We start from the raw sequence: 19,470 nt of genomic DNA on the forward strand, positions 1-19,470 counted from the left end.
TTTAAAATTTTAAATAACGTAAAATCCCAAATTCTCGTGCTTAAGGATAATTTTTCTGATCTCTTTTAGTAAGCTGAGCGAGGCTTCGATTTCGACGCGGCGGGTGCTGACACTCTCGACGTTTGCGCCCACGCTCACCCCTTTTGCGAGGGCGTATTTATAGATGAAATCAAACATCTCTGCGCACAGTGCTGTTGAACTTTGCAAGATATCGACGCTGCTTTGCAGCCGTTGCTGCAAAAAATCGGGCACCGAGATGCCAAGCCATTTCATAAACTCAAGCGTCTTTAGGCTACCGCACGGCGTGAAAGTAAAGATTATCGGCACCTTTTTGCACTCCAAAGCGGCGTAATCGTCGATGAAATCTTTGGCATTTTGCACATTATAAACCGCCTGAGTGATAAAAAATTCGCACCCGTCCGCAGTCTTCTCCGCGATTTTTAGGTGCTCGTCGCGGCTCTTTTCATGGCGTTCAGGAATGCAGATGCCGCCTAGGCAAAGATGCGGCGCCACGAGTCGCTTGATCTCATAGGCGCGGCTTAGATGCAGCTTGCATTCTTCGTTTTTAGAGCTCGCCCCCACGAAAACACCGAGCCCGCTTGCGGCATGTCTTAGAATTTCGCAAAATTCCGCCTCGTCGTATTTGCCTACCGCGCGATAGATGATCGCTTCTTTATCGGTGTGTAGATACTGCGTGTAATAGCGCGCAGGATCGATCGTATGCACAAAAGGGAAGGTCCGCTCATCTTTCGTGCGCGCGCTTTCGTCTTGTAGATCGTAGATGACGATGCCGTCGCATTCGCATTCGCCTAGGCGCTGCAACCACGCCGTACCCAGGTGCTCGAGCTCGTCTTGAGAGGACGTGATTTTAGGCGGAACGATGCCATAGAGTAGAATTCCGCTTTTTCCGTTTCTAATTTTTTCTTTTAACACTTGCCATTCCTTGATTTTTCGCGCATTTTAGCAAATTTAAATTTAAAAATTTAAATGATATAATGTCGAGTAAATTGCAAATTTAAGGAACGCAATGAAAACGCTTCAAGAAAATTTAAAGCTTTTTTATCTGGGGCTCGAAAACAGCGAGCCGTTTTTGTATAAAAACAAGGATCTGACGACCCACGCGCTTATCATCGGAATGACCGGCAGCGGTAAAACGGGACTTGGCATCACGCTGCTAGAGGAAGCCGCGATCGATAATATTCCATCCATCATCATCGATCCAAAGGGCGATCTAACAAATTTAGCTCTTACTTTCCCGCAGATGAGGGCCGAGGATTTTGAGCCCTATATCGACGAGACCGAGGCGCAAAACAAAGGTCTTAGCGTGCGCGAGTACGCCGAGCAGACCGCAAATACTTGGCGCGAAGGGATCGAGGGCTCATATCAAGACCTGGCGCGGGTGGAGCTTTTGAAAAACAGCGCTGATTTTAGAATTTATACGCCCAAATCAAGCGCAGGCCTTGGAATCAGCCTGCTAAGCGACTTTGAAGCGCCGAAGGGCTTAAACGAAGAGGATCTGAACAACTACGTCGGCGGCATCGCCACTAGCGTGCTAAGTCTAGCAGGGATTAGCAGCGATAATCTTAGCTCGCCGGAATTTTTACTAATCAGCCAAATTCTGTCTTATCATTTCGGCAGGGGCGAGGGGGTGAGCGTGGTGGATCTCATCGCGCAGATCGGCAACCCCCCTTTCGATAAGATCGGCGTTTTTGACGTTAATACCTTCTTTCCGAGCGATAAGCGAATGGCGCTTGCGATGAAGATTAACGCACTCATCGCAAGCCCGAGTTTTAAACTTTGGTGCGAGGGCGAGCAGCTAAATATCGCCAAGATGCTCTTTGATGAAAACGGCAGGGCGAGAGCGAATATATTTTCCATCGCGCATCTAAACGACGATGAGAGGATGTTTTTCGTCACGCTGCTTTTGGGCGAGATGATCAAATGGATGCGCACCACCAGCGGCACGAGTTCCTTGCGCGCCGTGCTTTATATGGACGAAATTTACGGCTTCTTCCCGCCAAACGGCAATCCGCCGAGCAAAACCCCGATGCTTACGCTGCTAAAGCAGGCTCGCGCTTTCGGACTTGGCTGCGTATTATCGACGCAAAACCCGGTCGATCTCGATTATAAAGGGCTTAGCAATATTGGTACGTGGTTTATCGGACGCTTGCAGACCGCGCAGGATAAAGAGCGCGTCATCAGCGGCCTAAGCGGCATCGGCTCAAATCCGATCGATAAAAGCGTACTTATGGAGAAAATTTCAAACCTTAAAAAGCGAAATTTTTTGGTAAAAAACATCAACGAGGACGTGCTGCGGGTAATCGAAACGCGCTTTGCGCTAAGCTATTTAAAGGGTCCTTTAAGCAACGAGCAAATTTCAAATTTAATGAAGGATAAAAAGGCTGAAATTTCGTCCGGCGCCGCGCAAGGCGTCAAATCCGCCGGTGCCGCCAAACCCGTAGTTTCTGCTGAAATTTCGCAGCTTTACAGCTATGGCGCGAGCCTTGAGCTAAGCCCGTATCTTTATGCAAGCGCAAAGATGCGATTTTGCGACAAAGGAGTCGATTTTACGCAGCAGCGCTCCTTTTTGCTATCGCTTTCGGACGTAAGCGAAATAGATTGGAATGAAGCTAGCACGCGAGAGGTCGCAAATTTAAGCGGACAGGAACAAGCAGGCTCACTCTACAGCGCGCTTCCTAGCTTCATCGCGGGCGCAAAAAATTTAAACGCTCAGCTTAAAAGCTTTAAGGAGTGGCTCTACCGCAACGAAAGGTTAGAACTTTTTAGCGCGCTTGATCTGCTCTCAAAACCGGGCGAGAGCAGGGAGGAGTTTTTCGTGCGCTTAGGCGATAGGGCGAATGAAGCTTTAGAGGCAAAAACCGACGAGATCACGGCTAAATTTGAAAAGGAAAAGGCGCGCCTTGAGGATAAAATTTTGCGCGCTAGCGAAAAGTATGAAAAGGAAAAGGGCGACGTGCTAAGTCGCGGGGTGGATGCGGCGCTAAACATAGGCGGAGCGATCTTAGGCGCGTTTTTAGGCCGCTCGCGCAGCGCTAGCAATATCTCTAAAGCGATCAGCGGCGCCAAGAGCGCGCATAAAATTTTAAATGAACGAAGCGAAGCCAAAAATGCCGAAAATAGCCTAAGCGCGCTACAAGAGGAGCTGGAGGTCCTTACGCAAAAATTTGAGGCTGAAGTGGACGCGCTAAAGCAGAGCCTGGATCTGAAAAATATTAAACTCGAAACGAAAGAAATTTCGCCGAAGAAAACCGACATCTACGACGAGAAAATTTCGCTACTTTGGAAGAGTTAAAGGGATTTTATGAAAAAATCGGGAATTTTAGAATTTTTACTTAGCATCGTTACGGCGCCGAATTTTTGGTGCTACTTCGCGGCGTATCTGATCGCTGCGATCCCCTTTGGGCTTTTGATCGGCAGATACCTAGGCGGCGTGGATATCAAAAGCGAGGGCAGCGGCTCCATAGGCGCCACCAACGTCCTTCGCGTCTTAAAAACTCGCGATCCGCAAAAAGCAAAAAAGCTCGCAATCCTAACGGTCGCTTGCGACGCGCTAAAGGGCGTCCTGCCGATACTGATTGCGCGTGCTTTGGGATTTGACGAAAACGTGCTGTGGGGCATGGCTGTCTTTGCAGTGCTTGGGCATTGCTTTAGCCCGTATCTGAAATTTAACGGCGGCAAAGGCATTGCTACGGGAGCGGGCGTGCTTGCTTGCTTTATCCCTATCGAGCTTATCATCGCGCTTGCCGTTTGGTTTGTAGTCGGCAAGACGGTTAAAATTTCATCCGTAGCATCGCTTGCAGCAGCGCTTGCGCTAGTTATCGCTAGCTACGTGATCCATCCGCAGATGCCAGCGATCAACACTCATGCGCCGATCTTTCTGATAGTTTTCATCGTATTTTACAAACACGCGCCGAATATCGCCAGGCTACTTAAGGGCGAGGAAAAGCGCGTAGTATGATTAAAATTTTAATCGAAAAGCTGGAATTTGGCGCGATAATCGGGACGCTGGATTTTGAGCGCAAGCGCGAGCAGCGCGTGTGGGTGTGGGCGAAGTTCGGGGCGGAGGAATTTATTGACTACGCGCGGGTTTGCGAATATATCAAAGCAGAGTTCCGCGAGAAAAAATTTCGCCTCATAGAGGACGCGCTAAAATACTTCGCGCAGGAGTTTCACTCAAAATTTCGATCGATGGATTATTTTTATATGAAAATTTTAAAGCCCGAAATTTTACAAGACGCGAGCGTCGGCGCGGAAATAGAGATAAAATTTTAAAATTTCTTTAAAAAATCTTGAAATTTTGCTTAAAATATGTTAAAATCGCCGCAAAATTTTAAGGCAAGGAAATTAAATGAGAATTTTAATAGTCGAGGACGAGGTGACTTTAAACAAGACGATAGCGGAGGGCTTGATGGAGTTCGGCTATCAGACGGATACTTCCGAGAGTTTTAAGGACGCAGAGTATTATATCGGCATTAGAAATTATGATTTGGTGCTAACCGATTGGATGCTAGCTGACGGCAACGGCATCGATCTCATCGCATTGGTTAAGCAAAAATCCGCGCGCACCTCCGTCGTCGTGCTATCTGCAAAAGACGATAAAGAAAGCGAGATCAAAGCGCTTCGCGCTGGCGCGGACGATTTTATCAAAAAACCTTTCGACTTTGATGTTTTAGTAGCACGCCTCGAGGCTAGACTTCGCTTCGGCGGCTCAAATATCATCAAAATCGACGATCTTATCATTGATCCTGATGAGGAAAAAATTACTTACTTGGGTCAAGAGATCGAGCTTAAGGGTAAGCCGTTCGAGGTTCTAACCCACCTGGCGCGCCACAGCGATCAGATCGTAAGCAAAGAGCAGCTGCTAGACGCTATCTGGGAGGAGCCTGAGCTTGTTACGCCAAACGTCATCGAAGTCGCGATCAATCAAATCCGCCAGAAAATGGATAAGCCTCTAAATATCTCTACGATCGAGACCGTTCGCAGACGCGGATATAGATTTTGCTTTCCACAAAAAGCCTAAGAGTCCGCTTTGTAATACAATTAGCATCCGCTTCGTTGATGCTAATTGTCATTTTTTCGGTAATGCTCTATAATTATATGAGAATTACCATCTTCGAAACTCCCGTTCAAAATTTAATCCAAAGAGCGCAAAAAATCGTAGACGCCTCCGTGGCGCCTGAGAAAATTTCATCTTTTTTGCAAAACACGCCGGGCGAATACGAGAGCAAAATCATCGAAAACGAAAGTATCAATAAGCCTAAATTTATCGAGAGCTCCGAGGATGGCAGGAGCTATTTACAGCTGCACTACCCTTATGGTAAGGATAAAATTTTAAGTATCCGAGCCGACGTGAGCGTTTATGCAAACATCGTAAATCAAATACTCATCGACATCATTTTGGTAAATTTGACGATGATATTTTTGGTGGTGTTTTACGCGATGTTTCTCTCGCGTATGCTGCTGATGCCGATTAAGCTGATCAGTCAAAGGCTTGCTTCGGTGGATGAAAAATTTCTAAAGCCGATCGACGCAGCGGAAATTCCAAGCGAATTTAGCCCGCTTTCAAACAGCATAAACCGCCTACTTGAGCGCATCGAGACCTTTATTATGTATCAAAAAGAGCTTTTTATCGGTATTGCGCATGAGCTTAAGACCCCGCTTGCGGTTATGAAAACCAAAAACGAAGTTACTCTCATCAAGCCGCGCGAGAGAGAGAAATATATCGAGGCGCTTAAAAATAACAACGATTCGATCGACAATATGAATAAGATGATCAGTTCGATCCTAGAGATCGGGCGACAGGAGGGGGCGCAGTTCGAAGCGCCCGAGCAGACCGATATGATCGCGTATCTGCGGGAGCTATGCGTGGGCTTTAAAATTTTAGCGCGTACGGCAGGCAAGGACTTGACGATGGATCTTAAGCCTGAACAGCTTGAAATTTCGGTGCAGAAAAGTCTCTTTATGCATGTGATTCAAAATTTTATCCAAAACGCCATAAAATTTTCTCCTGATGGCGAAAAAGTACTGATCGAGAGCGAAATTTCAGACGGAAATTTCATCGTGCGGGTAGCAAACAAAGGCGAGTCGCTTAACGAAGAGATCGATTATTTCGCCCCTTTTAAGCGCTACGGCGGCAAGCCCGGAGCCGGGCTCGGGCTATTTTTAGCCAAAAATGCCGCTCAAGCGATGGGTGCGCAAGTAGATCTTAAAAACGACAAAGGGCGCTCGCTAATTGTCGCGATTTTCAAACTTCCACTAAAAAATTTAAGAAATAGCCCGAAATTCCGCTATTTTAAAACAAAATGAAGCTTTTTATGGTATAAACGCCATAAATTTTTTCGTAAGGTAAAATTATATGTCATTGTTGATTACAAAAGAATGCATCAGTTGCGACGCGTGCCGCGAGGAATGCCCTAATGAAGCGATTTTTGAGGATGAGCCGATATACATCATAGACGCCGATCGATGCTGTGAGTGCGTAGATGATTACTCCGAGCCCGCTTGCATCGTGGTATGCCCGGTCGAGTGTATCATCACCGATCCCGATAATATTGAGACGGCGGACGAGCTGAAATATAAACACGTCCATATGGAAATTTAAATGCCCAAGCGCGTCGCCGTCATAGATCTGGGCTCAAATTCCGCCAGAGCCGTGATTTTCGAGCGCACGAGCAGGCTTGGATTTTTCATTTTGGCCGAGCACAAGATCAAGATCCGCCTAGGCGAGGGCGCTTATGAAAACGGCGGAATTTTAACCACCGAAGCGATGCAAAAATGCCTGTTGGCGTTTAAAAAATTTAAAACCCTAGTATGCAATTACAAAGCCAAACGCGTGCTTTGCATCGGTACATCCGCACTTCGCGATGCGCCGAACGGGGCTGAGTTTATAAATCTTGTACGCAAGCAAACGGGCATTACGATCCGCAAGATAGACGGGCAGATGGAGGCGTATTTGGGCGCTTATGCGGCGCAAAATTTACTTAGCGACTTTTCCGAGGGCGTTACGCTAGATATTGGCGGCGGCTCGACCGAGCTTGCTTACATCAAAAACGGTAGGATAGAGAATAAAATTTCTCTAAATTTAGGCACGGTACGGCTAAAGGAGCTGTTTTTCGACCGCGGCGACACAAAAGGACTAGAAAAATACATAAATAGCGCGATCTCGCAGGTAGGCGCCGAGTTTCGCACGCAAAATTTAATCGTAATGGGCGGCTCTGCGCGAGCGCTCTCCGGCGCCGTGATGAGCCTGCAAAACCATCCGCTAAAGATCGTGCATAATTTCAGTTACGATTACGAAAAATACGCGCCGTTTTTTGCCAAGCTGATGAGCGCAAAGACGCTTGATCTGGCGAAATTCCCGATCAAAAAAGACCGCTACGACACGATCAGAGAGGGCGCCATCATCTTTGATAAGATCGTAAGGCGCCTGGGAGCGAAAAAGATCATCACAAGCGGCGTGGGAGTGCGAGAGGGGGCGTTTTTAAGCTCGATCTTGCGCGGCGCAAACCTACCTAGAAGCTTTAATCCGAGCCTAAGAAGCCTCAAAGATCGCTTCGCTTCCGAGCCCAGCGAGGCTCCGAAGTTCGCAAAGGCGCTGTTTTGCACGCTATCGCCGCTGCATGGCTTGAATGAAAAATATATTAAAATTCTTCAGACCGCAGCATCGCTTTGCGAGATCGGGCGGGCGATCGGCTTTTACGCCAAGCACGAAACCAGCGCGGATATGGTGCTCGGCGGGCTGAACTACCGCACGACGCATAAAGAAAAGGCGCTAATAGCCGCGATCATCTCGATGCACGGAAAGCGTGAGCTGGGAGCTACGTTCGCGCCTTTGAGCGCGATTTTGCCGGACGCCGCCAAGCTTGCCTGGCTGAGCTATATTTTGGAGCTTGCGCGCCTCCTAAGCGAAAACGCGCTGAAAAATTTAGAATTTAGCTTTGAAAATTCCACTCTTAAAATCTCCGGCGCCGATAATTTGATAATGCTTAAAGGAAGCCTTAAAAAGTTCTCAAAGCCCGCAATTTTTGCGATAAAATTTCTTTAAATAGCGCCCCTGCTTGTCGCGCAAGTTTAAGGTGGGCGGAGTTCGTTTAATTTTATGAGCTTGAAGCGGGCGATAAATTCCTATCAATAGCGCTTTTTAAATTTTAATTCCATTCTCGGCTAAAGAATAGACGCTAAAAAATCCGTAGTCGGTGCGAACATAAAGGCGCTCGCTCGAGATTTCAATAGCAGCAGTTTTGACGCAGTGCTCGCACTCAAACTCGCCTAAGGGGCGAAAATCCTCCAAGCTGAATGCTTTAAATCCACCGTAAAAGTATGTAAGAAAAATTTGATCGTTTGCGGCAAACCTCATTACGCTTCTTGGCAAGCTTTTTGGTGCGCTTAGACGCTTTTTGCTTGCGACGTCCCAAAAATACAGCTCATCAAAGCCGTTATTTACGACCAAAATCGCGTCATTTTTGATGAGCCCCACGTTTAGGGAGTGGATATAGCCCACGTCGCATTCGATACGGCAAAGCTGTGCGAAGTCTTTTAGGCGGTAGAGCCTAGCGATATTTTTGCCACCTTCATCCCCACAGGCTACGCAAATTTTATTGCCGAAGCCTATTGCTTTCGCCGAAAATTCCGTTTTAAATTTTAGCTTCTTATCGCCTCCGAAAGCTAAAATTCCATCTGTGCCGCAGGCTAGAATTTCGCCGTTGCCGCTTAGAGTAGAACTAAAGCCTCCTCCTATGATACCCCAGGCTTCAAAAAGCCTGCTGAATTTCTCTCCATCGAAAAGAAAGAATTCGTGGTCCAAATCAAGCACTAAAGCTTTTTTGGTAGCGGTCATTTTCCATGCTAAAATTTTTGGTAGTTCAATTTGCGCAAGAGTTTTTAGCTCGCCGTCCAGCACGATTAAATAATCGCAGCCGTGCTCGTCAAAATTACATTTATAGACGTAAAATTTATCCTCAAACTCGGCAAATCCAAGCGCCCCGCTGTATCCGCCGCCGATATAGGCATGCGCTATTGCCTCGCCAAATTTTGCTTCTTTGTTTTCGTAGATGAAGCCCTTTTTTAGGGCATCAACTTGCTTTTTTACGAAAGCTTTTTGCAGAGCATCGTGGTTTGCGAATTCTTTAGAGTTCAGCCTTTCTTTGCCGTTTTGTAGCGTCTTTGAAATCAAACTAAGCCCTTGCGTTTGAAGTAGAATTTCTTTCTTGCCGTCGGTAAATTTTTTCATAGCAGCCCCTAGGTATAAATTTGAAATCTAATTTTAGAATTTCAAAGCTTAAACTATGGGGCGCGGCAAAGCTGCTTAAAATCTACCAAGCGCTTCTTTGACGTGATCCTCTGCCATATCAATATTCCACATCGGCTCAAAGACGAGATCGATCTCCACCTCGCCGACGCCCTCCACGCTCTCGACACCCGCGCGCACCCATTCCACCATCATCTCATGCAGAGGGCACGACTGAGTCGATAGCGTCATCGTGACTTTGGCGTTGTTCGCCTCATCTACCGCTACGTCGTAGATGAGCCCTAGTGACACGACGTCAAAACCCACCTCGGGATCGACAACGGCGCGAAGCGCGTCGTAAATTTGCTCCTTCGTTACTTTCATTTTTCCTCTCCGAATTTTATGTAGTTAAAGATATTTACGGTGTTGATTAGCACCAAAATTATACTTGCCGCTTGCAAGATCACCGCGGGCGTTAGCGCTCCAAAGCTCGCGCACGCAAGCGCTAAGATATTTGGCACGCAGGCTGCGTAGGCGATCTTTTTGATTATCATATCCTCAAGCATAGGGATTTTGCGCTTACCCACGAAGGGCGAGACGTAGTGGTACCAGATGAGAAAGGGCGCGATTTTATAAAGGTGCGCGACGATGAAGGCGAACAAAAAGCCGTATAGCAGCCAAAACGCCGCCAAATCCGCGCGACCTGCGAGCCAAAATGCCGCGCTAAATCCCAAAGCTGCGAGCGATATGTAGACGTTTAAATTCCAATAATCTATCGCTTTTCGCACCCGCCTAGCTAGGATATAGATCGCCTGAGCCGCAAAGCTCGCAAGCGCAGCAATTGCGATGAAAATTCCAAAGTCTTTTAGCAAAAACAGCCCCGCGAGCAGATACAGCGCCAGTGAAGCTTTTGCTAGCGCGAAGCTTAGATCGTGCGCCAGACTAAACATCGGCAGTAGCACGCACGCAGCGCCTACGATGACGAAAAACACGAAGCCCAGCACGAAGTATATGTGATAGGATAAAATTTCTGAAAAATACACTCCGAAAATCTCCACGCCGCTAAGCGCTAGCACGAGCGTGAAGCCAAGGCTGATACCTACTGCCAAAAACGCAGCCGAGATCGCAAGCGCTACGGCGGGGAAGCTCCATTTGGGCGTGCCGATGAAGCTTAGCGCGTAGCAGATCGTAAAATAAAATAGGCTAAGTAGCAAAACGGCGCCGCCTGCGTGCATCAAAGGGATGCTTGAAAGCAGCAATCCCGCGCTTAGCAGCGCCATGCCCGCGCCGTAGGCGAGGAGATTTAAAAATGCAAATTTGACGGTGAAAAATTCCTTTTGGATGATAACGGAGGTGAGCTGATAGAGCGCTCCGATGATTATGCTGATTACAAATCCCAGCAAAAATACGTGAAAAAAGCTCGCCGTCTGCGGCGCTTGGATCGCGCCGAAATCCGCCTTTAAAAAGCTCGCCGCGCTTAGCAGCAAAAAGATAAAGCCGCAGATGAAATAGCCGCCTACGATGCGAAACGGCGGCGAAAAAGTCGTGATATTCATCTAAATTTTAAAGCCCTTTAGCCGTGGCACTTCGCGTCGGTGTCGAAGCCCTCATTGACCGCGCCCGGCTTTAGGCTAATGGTGAGCTTGACCGCGTCGCCCTCTAGATCCTCGCGTGCTATGTCAAATTTAGACTCGATTTTTGGGATCAGCCCCATCGGGAATTTATGATTGACCATGACGACCTTTTTGGTTTCGTCTTTTACGAAATTTAAGGCCACCAGCGCATTTACCATAGGCTCTGGTGGGACGCATTTGCGCGAATCAAAGCCGATGTACTCCACGCCGCCCTGCGATTTTTTATAAAATTTCACCGTAGCGCCCGCCGCGTCGAACTCCTGCCAGTCTGTGAAAAAATCCATACTTGATCCTTTTTTAAAATTTCGCGCGATTATATAGCAAATTTTAAAATTTTGAAATGAGGCAGGTCAAGTCCTATTTGGAATTTGTAAATTTAGCCGAATTTTAATACACTACGCGTTAAAATTCTAAATCCGAGGACCATTATGCAGACCATCACGATCATCGATACGTTCGGCTTTTTTTTCAGACTCTATTACGCTATGAGCGGGCTTAAAACCAAAGACGGCAAACCCAGCGGCATGGTGAGCGGATTTGCGAGCTTCATCGCAAATCTTTCGAAGGAATTTAAGAGCGATTATATAATTTTCGCTCTGGATAGCAAAGGCAAGACCTTTCGCTCAGATATCGATCCGAACTACAAAACCAACCGCCAAGCCCCGCCGCCCGCGCTTTTGCAACAGCTACCCGTCTGCATCGAGATGATCGAAAAGATGGGGCTTTATTCGCTCGGGCGCGAGGGCTACGAGGCGGACGATCTCATCGCAAGCGTCGTTAAAAAGTACGGCGCCACGCATAAAATCAACATCGTTACCTCCGACAAAGACCTGTATCAGCTCATCGGCGAAAACGTTAAAATTTACAGTCACGGCAAAAAGATGCTTTACGGCAGAGAGGAGTGCTTGCAGCGCTACGGCGTCTATCCCGAGCAGATCGTGGATTTTTTGGCGATCTGCGGCGACAGCGCCGATAATATCCCGGGCGTGCGGGGCATCGGCGACAAGGGGGCGAAGAAGCTTTTAGACGAATGGGGCTCGCTCGATGAGATCTATTCAAATTTAGACCGCCTGCCGCAGAACAAACAGCGCGAGTATCTGATAGAAGGTAGGCAGAGCGCCTACATAAGCAAGCGCCTGGCCACGCTTTACGACGAGTTGGAAATCCCGCCTTTGGAGGACGCAAAATTTCCGCAGCAAAATCCGCTTTTTAAAATCCGCGAAATTTTAAAAGATTACGCGCTAAACAGACTGCTGTCCGCGTTAAGCTTGCAGGAACAGAACGGACTTGATCTTTGGGGCGAGGGCAAAGGCGTGGGCGCAAAAAGCTCCGTTTTAAGTACGGGCGAGAAGGGCGCGGGCGGCAAAGGCTCCGGCGCAGAGCCGTCTCGCGGCGGCTCTATCTTGGACGATGCCTTAGGGGGGCTAGACGGGCAAAATTCTATCCCTAGCGGCTCCGCTTGCGGCGGACAAAATTCCGAGCGCGCTTTTAAAACGCCCTTTGAGCCTATTTGTATCACTGATGCAGCGGAGCTTGCGAGGCTGTGCGAAGGCGTCAGCGCCGATACCCTAGTGAGCTTCGATACGGAAACCACTAGCATCGATAGCAAAAGCGCCAAGATCGTGGGCTTTTCGTTTGCGTTTAACGAGGAGCGCGCCTACTACGTCCCGCTAGCGCATAGCTATTTGGGCGCTCCGGCTCAAGTTTCTTCGGACGCCGCAAAGGCCGCGATCGGCTCGCTGTTTCGCGGATATGTCGTGGGACAAAATTTAAAATACGATTTTGAGATCGTGAAAAATAATTTTAATATCGAGCCTACTGCGCGCTTTGCCGATACGATGGTGCTAGCGTGGCTACTCGATCCCGCAAACGCCGTGGGAATGGACTCTATCTCGCCGCGGTATCTTGGGTATGAGACGGTGCATTTTGGCGACGTCGTCAAAAAGGGCGAGACCTTCGCCTCCGTGGAGCTGGACGCCGCTACGATCTATGCGAGCGAGGATGCGTGGGTGACGCTGAGGCTGTATTTTAAGCTTAAGGGGCTGCTTGAGCCTGCGCTTTTTAAGCTCGCACAGGAGCTTGAGTTTCCGTTCGTGAGGGTGCTTTGGCAGATGCAAAGATGCGGCATCAAGATAGACGTAGAGATGATAAAGAGCCTTATCGCGCGCAACGAAAAGTCCCTGCGAGCGCTTACGGATGAAATTTACGAGCTTTGCGGCGAGCAGTTTAATATCAACTCTCCCGCTCAGCTCGGCGCCGTGCTTTTCGAGCGGCTAGGGCTTCCTGCCGCAAAGCGCACGAAGACGGGTTATAGCACTGACGAAAGCGTGCTGAAGGATCTTACGGCGCTGCATCCTGCGGTGGGTAAAATTTTAGACTACCGCGAGCTGTTTAAGCTGCAAAGCACCTACTGCGAGCCGCTGCTACAGCTTGCCCTTGCAGATCCGCAAAACCGCGTCAGATCGAATTTTTTGCAGACCGGCACGGCTACCGGGCGGCTAGCGAGCAAAAATCCGAACCTGCAAAATATCCCAGCGCGCGGCACGTTTGCGAAGGATGTGCGAGACTGCTTCCTGGCAGAGGAGGGCTACTCGCTGATCTCGCTTGATTACTCACAGATCGAGCTGCGCCTGCTCGCGCACTTTTCGCGCGATCCTGCGCTTTTGGCGGCGTTTAGAGCGGATGAGGACATTCACGCGCGCACGGCAATAAGCATCTTCGGCGACGCGCAGCCCGCGCACCGCACGATCGCAAAGAGCATAAATTTCGGCCTCATCTACGGCATGGGCGCGGGCAAGCTAAGCGACAGCCTGGGCATCGCGCGCGCCGAGGCGAAGAATTATATCGAGCGCTATTTCGCGGCGTTTTCCACGATCAAGGAGTTTTTACAGAGCATAAAATCGAACGCGAAAGCGGACGGCTACGTAAGCACGCTTTTTGGGCGCAGGCGCTACTTCGACTTCGCAAATGCGCGCAACAATATGGTCTATGCGAGCTACGAGCGCGAGGCGGTGAATACGAAATTTCAAGGCTCCGCCGCCGACATCATTAAAAAGGCGATGGTTGAGATTTCGCCGCTGCTAAGTGGCGAAGCGCGGCTGATATTGCAGATCCACGATGAGCTGATTTTTGAGGTGCGGGACGATTTGGCGCAGAGCTTCGGCGAGCGCGCGCAGGAGATAATGCAAAGCGCGGCAAGCTTAAACGTGCCTTTAAAGACTAGCCTAAACATCGCCAAGCGCTGGGGCGAGCTGAAGTAGCTTCGCTAAATTTAAAACGCGGCTAAAATTTAAGCGGAATTTAAACGGCGTGCAGAATTTTAAATTTTGAGCAGGATAGAGCCTAAATTTGTCCAGTTTAAAATTTGGCTCATCAAATTTTAAACCGAGCGATTGCAAATAGCTGGCGTGGTGCGGCACAGATCCGCCGCCGTCTTTAAATTTTTGATTAAATTTAAGCTCTTCGCTCGGCAATATCAAACGGCGGTTAGATAGATTTATACGAATTAAATTTAAACAATGTGTTTTAGCAAGAGGTCTAGATAAATTTTGCCGTGCGTATAAATTAAAATTTCATTTCAACGACGTAGTGACGGAATTTTTAAATTTAAATTTTACGCAAAGCCGCGCGCTTCGTAAAATTTAACGAGTGAAAATTCATACAAAATTTAGCTCGCGATAAATAGGCATAGGTTTTGCGAAAAAAGATTTTTGTAAGATGAAATAATCGACGGCGGGTCTTTTTAAACCCGCCCTGCGCGCCGGTTTGTAAAGACCGCTCCCTTATAGCCTCACGAGCGAAGCTATAAGGATTTTGGACGAAATTTTGGCATAAATTCTGCGCGCCCGCGTAAATTTTTACAAGCCTGCGTAGAAATTCCGCGAGCTTGCGCAAATTCCGTGCCGCCTATTTTTTAGATTTTTCTAGCGCGGCGGCAAGGTCTGCTATGAGATCGTCCACGTTTTCGATGCCTATGGCTAGGCGCAGCAAATTTTGACTGATGCCGATGCGCTCTTGCAGCTCGCGCGGATAGCTCTCGTGCGTCATCGACGCGGGGTGGCAGATCAGGCTTTCTACGCCGCCCAGGCTCACGGCTAGATCAAATAGCTCAAGGCTGCGCGCAAAGGTTTTATAGTCGTATTGCGGCTTAAGCACCAGTGAGATGACCGCTCCGATACCGCTAGCTTGGCGATTTTGTATCTCTTTTTCGTTAGCCGAATGCGAGCCCGCGAAATTTACCGCCTCTACCGCAGGATTGCTGCGTAAAAATTCTATTATTTTTAGCGTATTTTCGCTCTGGCGGTCGAAGCGCACGCTTAGCGTTTTAAGTCCGCGTATTAGCGAATACGCGTCGGTAGGCGATAGCGTCGCGCCCAGAGTGTTTTTCATAAACTGAATTCTTGCGGCAAGCTCATCGTCATTCGTCGTAACGATGCCGGCGATCAGATCGGCATGCCCGCCTATGTATTTGGTCGCGCTATAAACCACGACATCTGCGCCGTGCTCTAGCGGGCGCTGATAATATGGGGTCAAAAAGGTATTATCCATCACCACAAGCGCGCCGTTTTTATGCGCGAGCTCGCTTATGCGCTCAATGTCGGTTACGCGCAAAAGCGGATTTGAGGGCGTTTCGATGAAGACCATTTTAACGTCGCTTGGAATTTCGCTGATCAAATTTAGATCGTCCACCAAGTCGTAATTGACCCCTTGATTTTTAAAAATCCCGCTTACGTAGCGATAGGTGCCGCCGTAAACGTTGTTATTTAGCAGCACGCGATCGCCGCTTTTAAGCAGCGCGAATGCAGCGCTCGTAGCCGCCATACCCGAGGCTAGCGCGAAGGCGTATTTGCTGCCTTCGAATTTTGCGAAAAGTTCCTCAAAGGCGTTGCGCGTAGGATTTGCGCCGCGCGAATAGGCGTATTTGCCGAAATCATCCAGGCTTTCTTGCACGAAGGTGCTGGCTAGATATATCGGCGGAATCACCGCGTTATGGGGGTTGGACTTAGCCTCTATGCCCTTTACGATTAGGGTATCTATTTTCATCTTTTCTCCTTGAAATTTAATGGATTTAAAAGCTCATCGCTCCGATAAATTTAGCTATGCGCTCATCACTGCTACCGAAGAATTCCTCTGCGTCGCCGTCGAATGCGATAACTCCGCCGTCTAAGAATAAAATTCTATCTGCGATCTTGCGCGCAAAGCCCATATTGTGCGTGACGATGATAAGCGAGCGATCCTCTGCGGCAAGCTCGGCGATAGTCTTTAGCACCTGTGCCTCAAGCTCGGGATCAAGCGCGCTCGTAGGCTCATCCAGCAGCAAAAACTCAGGCTGCATCGCAAGTGCTCGCGCGATCGCCACGCGCTGGCTCTGACCGCCGGAGAGGCGAGCCGGATACGCGCCAGCTTTATCCGCCATACCGACCTTTTTTAGCAGTGCCATTGCATTTGCCTCGGCAAGCTCGCGTGGCTGCTTTAGCACGTGTATGGGCGCTTCGATAACGTTTTGCAAGACGTTGAGGTGCGGAAAGAGATTGAAGCTTTGAAAAACCATGCCCGTATGCGCGCGGAATGGATGATACTCGCTTGTTTTATGCGGAGCGTCGAAATTTATCTTAAACTCGCCCAGCTGTAGCTCGCCGCCGCTTGGAATTTCGAGCAGATTTATGCAGCGCAGCATCGTGGATTTGCCGGAGCCGGAGCTTCCTAAAATCACTGTCGTTTGCCCGTCGCGAAATTCTAAGCTTAGCCCATTTAGCACGACGTGATCGCCGAAGCGCTTAGTTAAGTTCGTAAATTTTATCATCACACGAACCTTGAAAATCGTCGCTCTAGCTTGGATTGTAAGAACGTAAGAATGGTGCAGACCGCTAGATAAAATAGCGCCGCCAGTACGTATAACGTGAGCGGATCGAATGCCCGTGCAGCGATACGTTGAGCGACCATAAACATATCGACCATCGTAATCGAGGCTACGAGCGAAGTGTCTTTAAGCGTAGAGATAAATATATTTGATAGCGGCGGCAGCGATATGCGCGCTGCTTGCGGAGCGATAATACGGCGCAGAATTTGAGCGTAGCTCATGCCTAGCGAGGTAGCCGCCTCCCATTGCCCCTTTGGCACTGATAGGATCGCAGCTCGCACCGCCTCTGAAGCGTAAGCGCCGATATTGAGGCTAAAGGTAATGATCGCAGCAGCCCAAACATCAAGTGTGATCCCAACGATTGGAAGTCCGAAATAGACGATAAAAAGCTGCACCAAAAGCGGAGTGCCGCGAAAAATCCAAATATAAATTTCGCTTAGCTGCTTTAAAATTTTAAAATTTGCGATGCGCGAGACCGCCGTCAGCACCGCAAGCACGAGCCCGAGCAGAAATGAGACTATCGTAAGCGGGATCGTAACTTGCAGCAGGGCTAGCGCCATCGGCTCTAGCGAGCTGCTAACAAGCTCTAGAATTCTGCTTGTTTCGTTCATTCACTCACATCTTTGCCGAAATATTTAAGCGAAATTTCTTTTAGCTTGCCTTCAGCTTTGAGTTCGTTTAAGGCTTTACTGATTTGATCTGCGAGCTCTTTATTGCCCTTTTGCACGATTGCGGCGCTATAATCGACATCTTTTAGCTTTGCGGCGATTTTAATCGGAGCGTCCGGGCGCTGCTTTAAAAAGTCGTAAAATACGGTATTATCGCGCACGACGGTATCTACGCGGCGAGCGATCAGCAGCTCCATACTTTTGGCGAAACTATCGACGGTTACGTTTTGCGCGCCGTATTTTTTAGCGACTTGCGCCCAGTTGCTGGTAGCGGAGTCTGCATTTTTCTTGCCTTTTAAATCCTCGAAGCTTTTAATGTCGTTGTTATCTTTATGCACGATAATAGCTCCGTAAACGACGGTGTAGGGCACAGAATACTCATATTTTTTCTTGCGCTCGTCAGTGATGCTTACTTGATTAAACACAGCGTCTGCTTTGCCTGCATCAAATGCTGCAAGCATCGCATCCCAAGGCGCGGTTAGAAATTCTATTTTTAGACCAAGCTTTTCGGCGACTGCGCGCGCGACATCTACGTCGTATCCTACGAGCTCATTTTTGTCGTTATAATACGAAAATGGCGAAAAGGTGCCTTCCGTAGCCACTTTAAGCACGCCTTCGCGTAGTGTTTTAGAGTTTGCGCCGCATATTAAAAGCGCGCACGCAAGCAAAGTTTTTATTAAATTTTTCATAATTCCTCCAAGATTTTATGAGCGAAATTTAAAATGCAAAATTCCGCTCAGCTAAGTTTAAAATTCCACGCTTCAACTAAGCGGTCGTAGAATTTATTCCGTAATGTCTTTGCCAAAATATTTAAGTGAAATTTCTTTCAGCACGCCTTTTTGCTTTAGCGATTTTAGCGCGGAATTTATCTGCGCCGTCAGCTCGTCGTCCTTTTTAAGCAACACGGCGGAATAGATCGGCTCATTGCCTTGAGCTGCGATCTTTAGCGGGGCGTTCGGGCGCTGCTTCATATAGTCGAAAAATGTGATGTTGTCGTTGATCGTAGCGTCTGCACGACGAGCTATGATGAGCTCCACGCCCTTGCTAAATCCGTCTGCCGTAACGATCTCGGCGCCATAGCTGCGCGCCATGTCAGCCCAGTTGCTGGTAGCGGAGTGGACGCTTTTTTTGCCTTTAAGATCCGCAAAACTCTTAATCTCCTCGTTATCAGCTCGCACTACTAGCGCAGCATAAGCCACGGTATAAGGCTCGCTGAAATTATATTTTTTCTTGCGCTCCTGCGTTATGCTTACTTGATTCATCGCTATGTCTGCTTTGCCTGCGTCAAATGCCGCGAGCATCGCATCCCACGGCGCGGTTAAAAATTCCGCCTTTAGCCCTAGCTCTTTTGCTAGTGCGCGAGCGATATCGACATCAAAGCCGGTAAGATTATTTTTCTCGTCATAGAAAGAATACGGCGAGTAAGTCCCCTCTGTGGCTATTATGAGCGTGCCCTCTTTGAGCGTCTTAGCGCTTAGGGTGGCGGTGATCAGCGCTGTTGCGAGCAGGGCTTTAAATATTTTCATTACATCTCCTTGAAATTTAGCTATCGCTCGCGCTGCGAGCAGATGCGCGATTATATCGTGCGGAATATATAATTTTTATTAAAAATTTTAAATTTTAGTAAGATGTGATACAAAATTTCGCCTGTATGGCAAAGCTTTAGCGTCATATATTTTTAAAATTCTGACAGAGGTGATTTATAAAATTTCAGTTTATTAGGTAAAAGTATCGCAGACCGAATTTAGCCTGCGATATAAGATAAAATTTGCAAGTATTTCGAGGCGATTTTTTGAGTTAGAAGCTAAAATTTTGCGCAAGCTAGACTTCTGTTTGCAGTTGCGAGCGCAAGAGAAGCAAAATTTCTCTCAAAAGCGCTCGCAAGATGATCCTTTTGAAAAAGACGAGCCGCTAGCGAATTTGCCCGCCTCCGCGGACGACGTATTTATAGGTCGTGAGCTCTCTCACCCCCATCGGCCCTCTGGCGTGCAGCTTTTGCGTGCTGATGCCGATCTCGCCGCCGAATCCAAACTCGCTGCCGTCGCTAAAGCGCGTCGAGGC

At 48.4% G+C, this 19,470-nt stretch carries 19 protein-coding genes and 1 pseudogene; 8 read left to right on the forward strand and 12 right to left on the reverse strand.

Features of this window, described 5'->3' with window-relative positions; translation table 11 throughout:
* Positions 1–9 precede the first annotated feature (9 nt).
* On the reverse strand, positions 10–933 hold the full coding sequence (locus tag Q0238_RS11260; protein ID WP_297946091.1) for a methylenetetrahydrofolate reductase: 924 nt from the start codon (positions 931–933) through the stop codon (positions 10–12).
* Positions 934–1,027: 94 nt separating this feature from the next.
* On the opposite strand from Q0238_RS11260, the gene Q0238_RS11265 reads away from it, so the two are divergent.
* The 7 genes from Q0238_RS11265 to Q0238_RS11295 all read left to right on the forward strand — a co-directional run bounded on the left by Q0238_RS11265 (position 1,028) and on the right by Q0238_RS11295 (position 8,065).
* A complete protein-coding gene (locus Q0238_RS11265) occupies positions 1,028–3,313 on the forward strand; it encodes a DUF87 domain-containing protein (protein WP_297946094.1) in 2,286 nt (761 codons plus the stop codon).
* Between the two features lie 9 nt (positions 3,314–3,322).
* A complete protein-coding gene (gene plsY, locus Q0238_RS11270) occupies positions 3,323–3,979 on the forward strand; it encodes a glycerol-3-phosphate 1-O-acyltransferase PlsY (protein WP_297946098.1) in 657 nt (218 codons plus the stop codon).
* Positions 3,976–4,293, forward strand: a complete 318-nt coding sequence (locus Q0238_RS11275) for a dihydroneopterin aldolase (protein WP_297946101.1) — start codon at positions 3,976–3,978, stop codon at positions 4,291–4,293. The genes plsY and Q0238_RS11275 overlap by 4 nt, the downstream gene beginning before the upstream one ends.
* A gap of 76 nt (positions 4,294–4,369) precedes the next feature.
* Complete coding sequence (gene hsrA / locus Q0238_RS11280; RefSeq protein WP_005871260.1) at positions 4,370–5,041, forward strand: homeostatic response regulator transcription factor HsrA; 672 nt, start codon at positions 4,370–4,372, stop codon at positions 5,039–5,041.
* Between the two features lie 38 nt (positions 5,042–5,079).
* The gene (locus Q0238_RS11285; protein WP_297946102.1) at positions 5,080–6,327 is read left to right on the forward strand and encodes a HAMP domain-containing sensor histidine kinase; all 1,248 of its coding nucleotides are present in this window, start codon (positions 5,080–5,082) and stop codon (positions 6,325–6,327) included.
* A 49-nt stretch (positions 6,328–6,376) separates the two neighbouring features.
* Positions 6,377–6,622: a YfhL family 4Fe-4S dicluster ferredoxin gene (locus Q0238_RS11290; RefSeq protein ID WP_005871264.1), complete on the forward strand. Its 246-nt coding sequence runs from the start codon at positions 6,377–6,379 to the stop codon at positions 6,620–6,622.
* Entirely contained in the window at positions 6,623–8,065 is a 1,443-nt protein-coding gene (locus Q0238_RS11295; protein WP_297946104.1) for a Ppx/GppA phosphatase family protein, read from the forward strand.
* A 96-nt stretch (positions 8,066–8,161) separates the two neighbouring features.
* On the opposite strand, the gene Q0238_RS11300 is transcribed toward Q0238_RS11295, so the two are convergent.
* From Q0238_RS11300 to Q0238_RS11315, 4 genes are all read right to left on the reverse strand, one after another.
* Complete coding sequence (locus Q0238_RS11300; RefSeq protein ID WP_297946105.1) at positions 8,162–9,250, reverse strand: hypothetical protein; 1,089 nt, start codon at positions 9,248–9,250, stop codon at positions 8,162–8,164.
* 75 nt (positions 9,251–9,325) lie between these two features.
* Positions 9,326–9,631 carry a metal-sulfur cluster assembly factor gene (locus tag Q0238_RS11305; RefSeq protein ID WP_297946108.1) on the reverse strand — a complete coding sequence of 102 codons (306 nt, stop codon included), beginning with the start codon at positions 9,629–9,631 and terminating at the stop codon, positions 9,326–9,328.
* Positions 9,628–10,803 carry a peptidase M50 gene (locus Q0238_RS11310; protein WP_297946111.1) on the reverse strand — a complete coding sequence of 392 codons (1,176 nt, stop codon included), beginning with the start codon at positions 10,801–10,803 and terminating at the stop codon, positions 9,628–9,630. The genes Q0238_RS11305 and Q0238_RS11310 overlap by 4 nt, the downstream gene beginning before the upstream one ends.
* Before the next feature lie 17 nt (positions 10,804–10,820).
* Positions 10,821–11,165 carry a hypothetical protein gene (locus tag Q0238_RS11315; protein WP_297946114.1) on the reverse strand — a complete coding sequence of 115 codons (345 nt, stop codon included), beginning with the start codon at positions 11,163–11,165 and terminating at the stop codon, positions 10,821–10,823.
* Between the two features lie 144 nt (positions 11,166–11,309).
* Between Q0238_RS11315 and polA the strand changes: the two genes are divergently transcribed.
* Positions 11,310–14,141: a DNA polymerase I gene (gene polA, locus Q0238_RS11320; RefSeq protein ID WP_297946117.1), complete on the forward strand. Its 2,832-nt coding sequence runs from the start codon at positions 11,310–11,312 to the stop codon at positions 14,139–14,141.
* Here the strand turns inward: polA and Q0238_RS11325 are convergent.
* The 7 genes and pseudogenes from Q0238_RS11325 to proA all read right to left on the reverse strand — a co-directional run.
* Positions 14,106–14,360 (reverse strand): hypothetical protein, encoded by a 255-nt coding sequence (locus Q0238_RS11325; RefSeq protein WP_297946119.1) that lies wholly within the window; start codon positions 14,358–14,360, stop codon positions 14,106–14,108. The genes polA and Q0238_RS11325 overlap by 36 nt on opposite strands.
* 427 nt (positions 14,361–14,787) lie before the next feature.
* Positions 14,788–15,924, reverse strand: a complete 1,137-nt coding sequence (locus Q0238_RS11330) for a PLP-dependent aspartate aminotransferase family protein (protein WP_297946122.1) — start codon at positions 15,922–15,924, stop codon at positions 14,788–14,790.
* Between the two features lie 25 nt (positions 15,925–15,949).
* Positions 15,950–16,684 carry an amino acid ABC transporter ATP-binding protein gene (locus Q0238_RS11335; RefSeq protein ID WP_297946123.1) on the reverse strand — a complete coding sequence of 245 codons (735 nt, stop codon included), beginning with the start codon at positions 16,682–16,684 and terminating at the stop codon, positions 15,950–15,952.
* Complete coding sequence (locus Q0238_RS11340; RefSeq protein WP_297946126.1) at positions 16,684–17,352, reverse strand: amino acid ABC transporter permease; 669 nt, start codon at positions 17,350–17,352, stop codon at positions 16,684–16,686. The genes Q0238_RS11335 and Q0238_RS11340 overlap by 1 nt, the downstream gene beginning before the upstream one ends.
* Positions 17,349–18,098 carry an amino acid ABC transporter substrate-binding protein gene (locus Q0238_RS11345; RefSeq protein ID WP_297946129.1) on the reverse strand — a complete coding sequence of 250 codons (750 nt, stop codon included), beginning with the start codon at positions 18,096–18,098 and terminating at the stop codon, positions 17,349–17,351. Before Q0238_RS11345 ends, Q0238_RS11340 begins: the two co-directional genes overlap by 4 nt.
* Before the next feature lie 93 nt (positions 18,099–18,191).
* Positions 18,192–18,935, reverse strand: coding sequence for an amino acid ABC transporter substrate-binding protein (locus tag Q0238_RS11350; RefSeq protein ID WP_297942654.1), 744 nt, complete (start codon positions 18,933–18,935; stop codon positions 18,192–18,194).
* A gap of 385 nt (positions 18,936–19,320) precedes the next feature.
* Positions 19,321–19,470: pseudogene (gene proA, locus Q0238_RS11355) on the reverse strand (gamma-glutamyl-phosphate reductase); the annotation flags it as partial.

The sequence above is a fragment of the uncultured Campylobacter sp. genome (assembly GCF_938045775.1).
Taxonomy (GTDB): domain Bacteria; phylum Campylobacterota; class Campylobacteria; order Campylobacterales; family Campylobacteraceae; genus Campylobacter_B.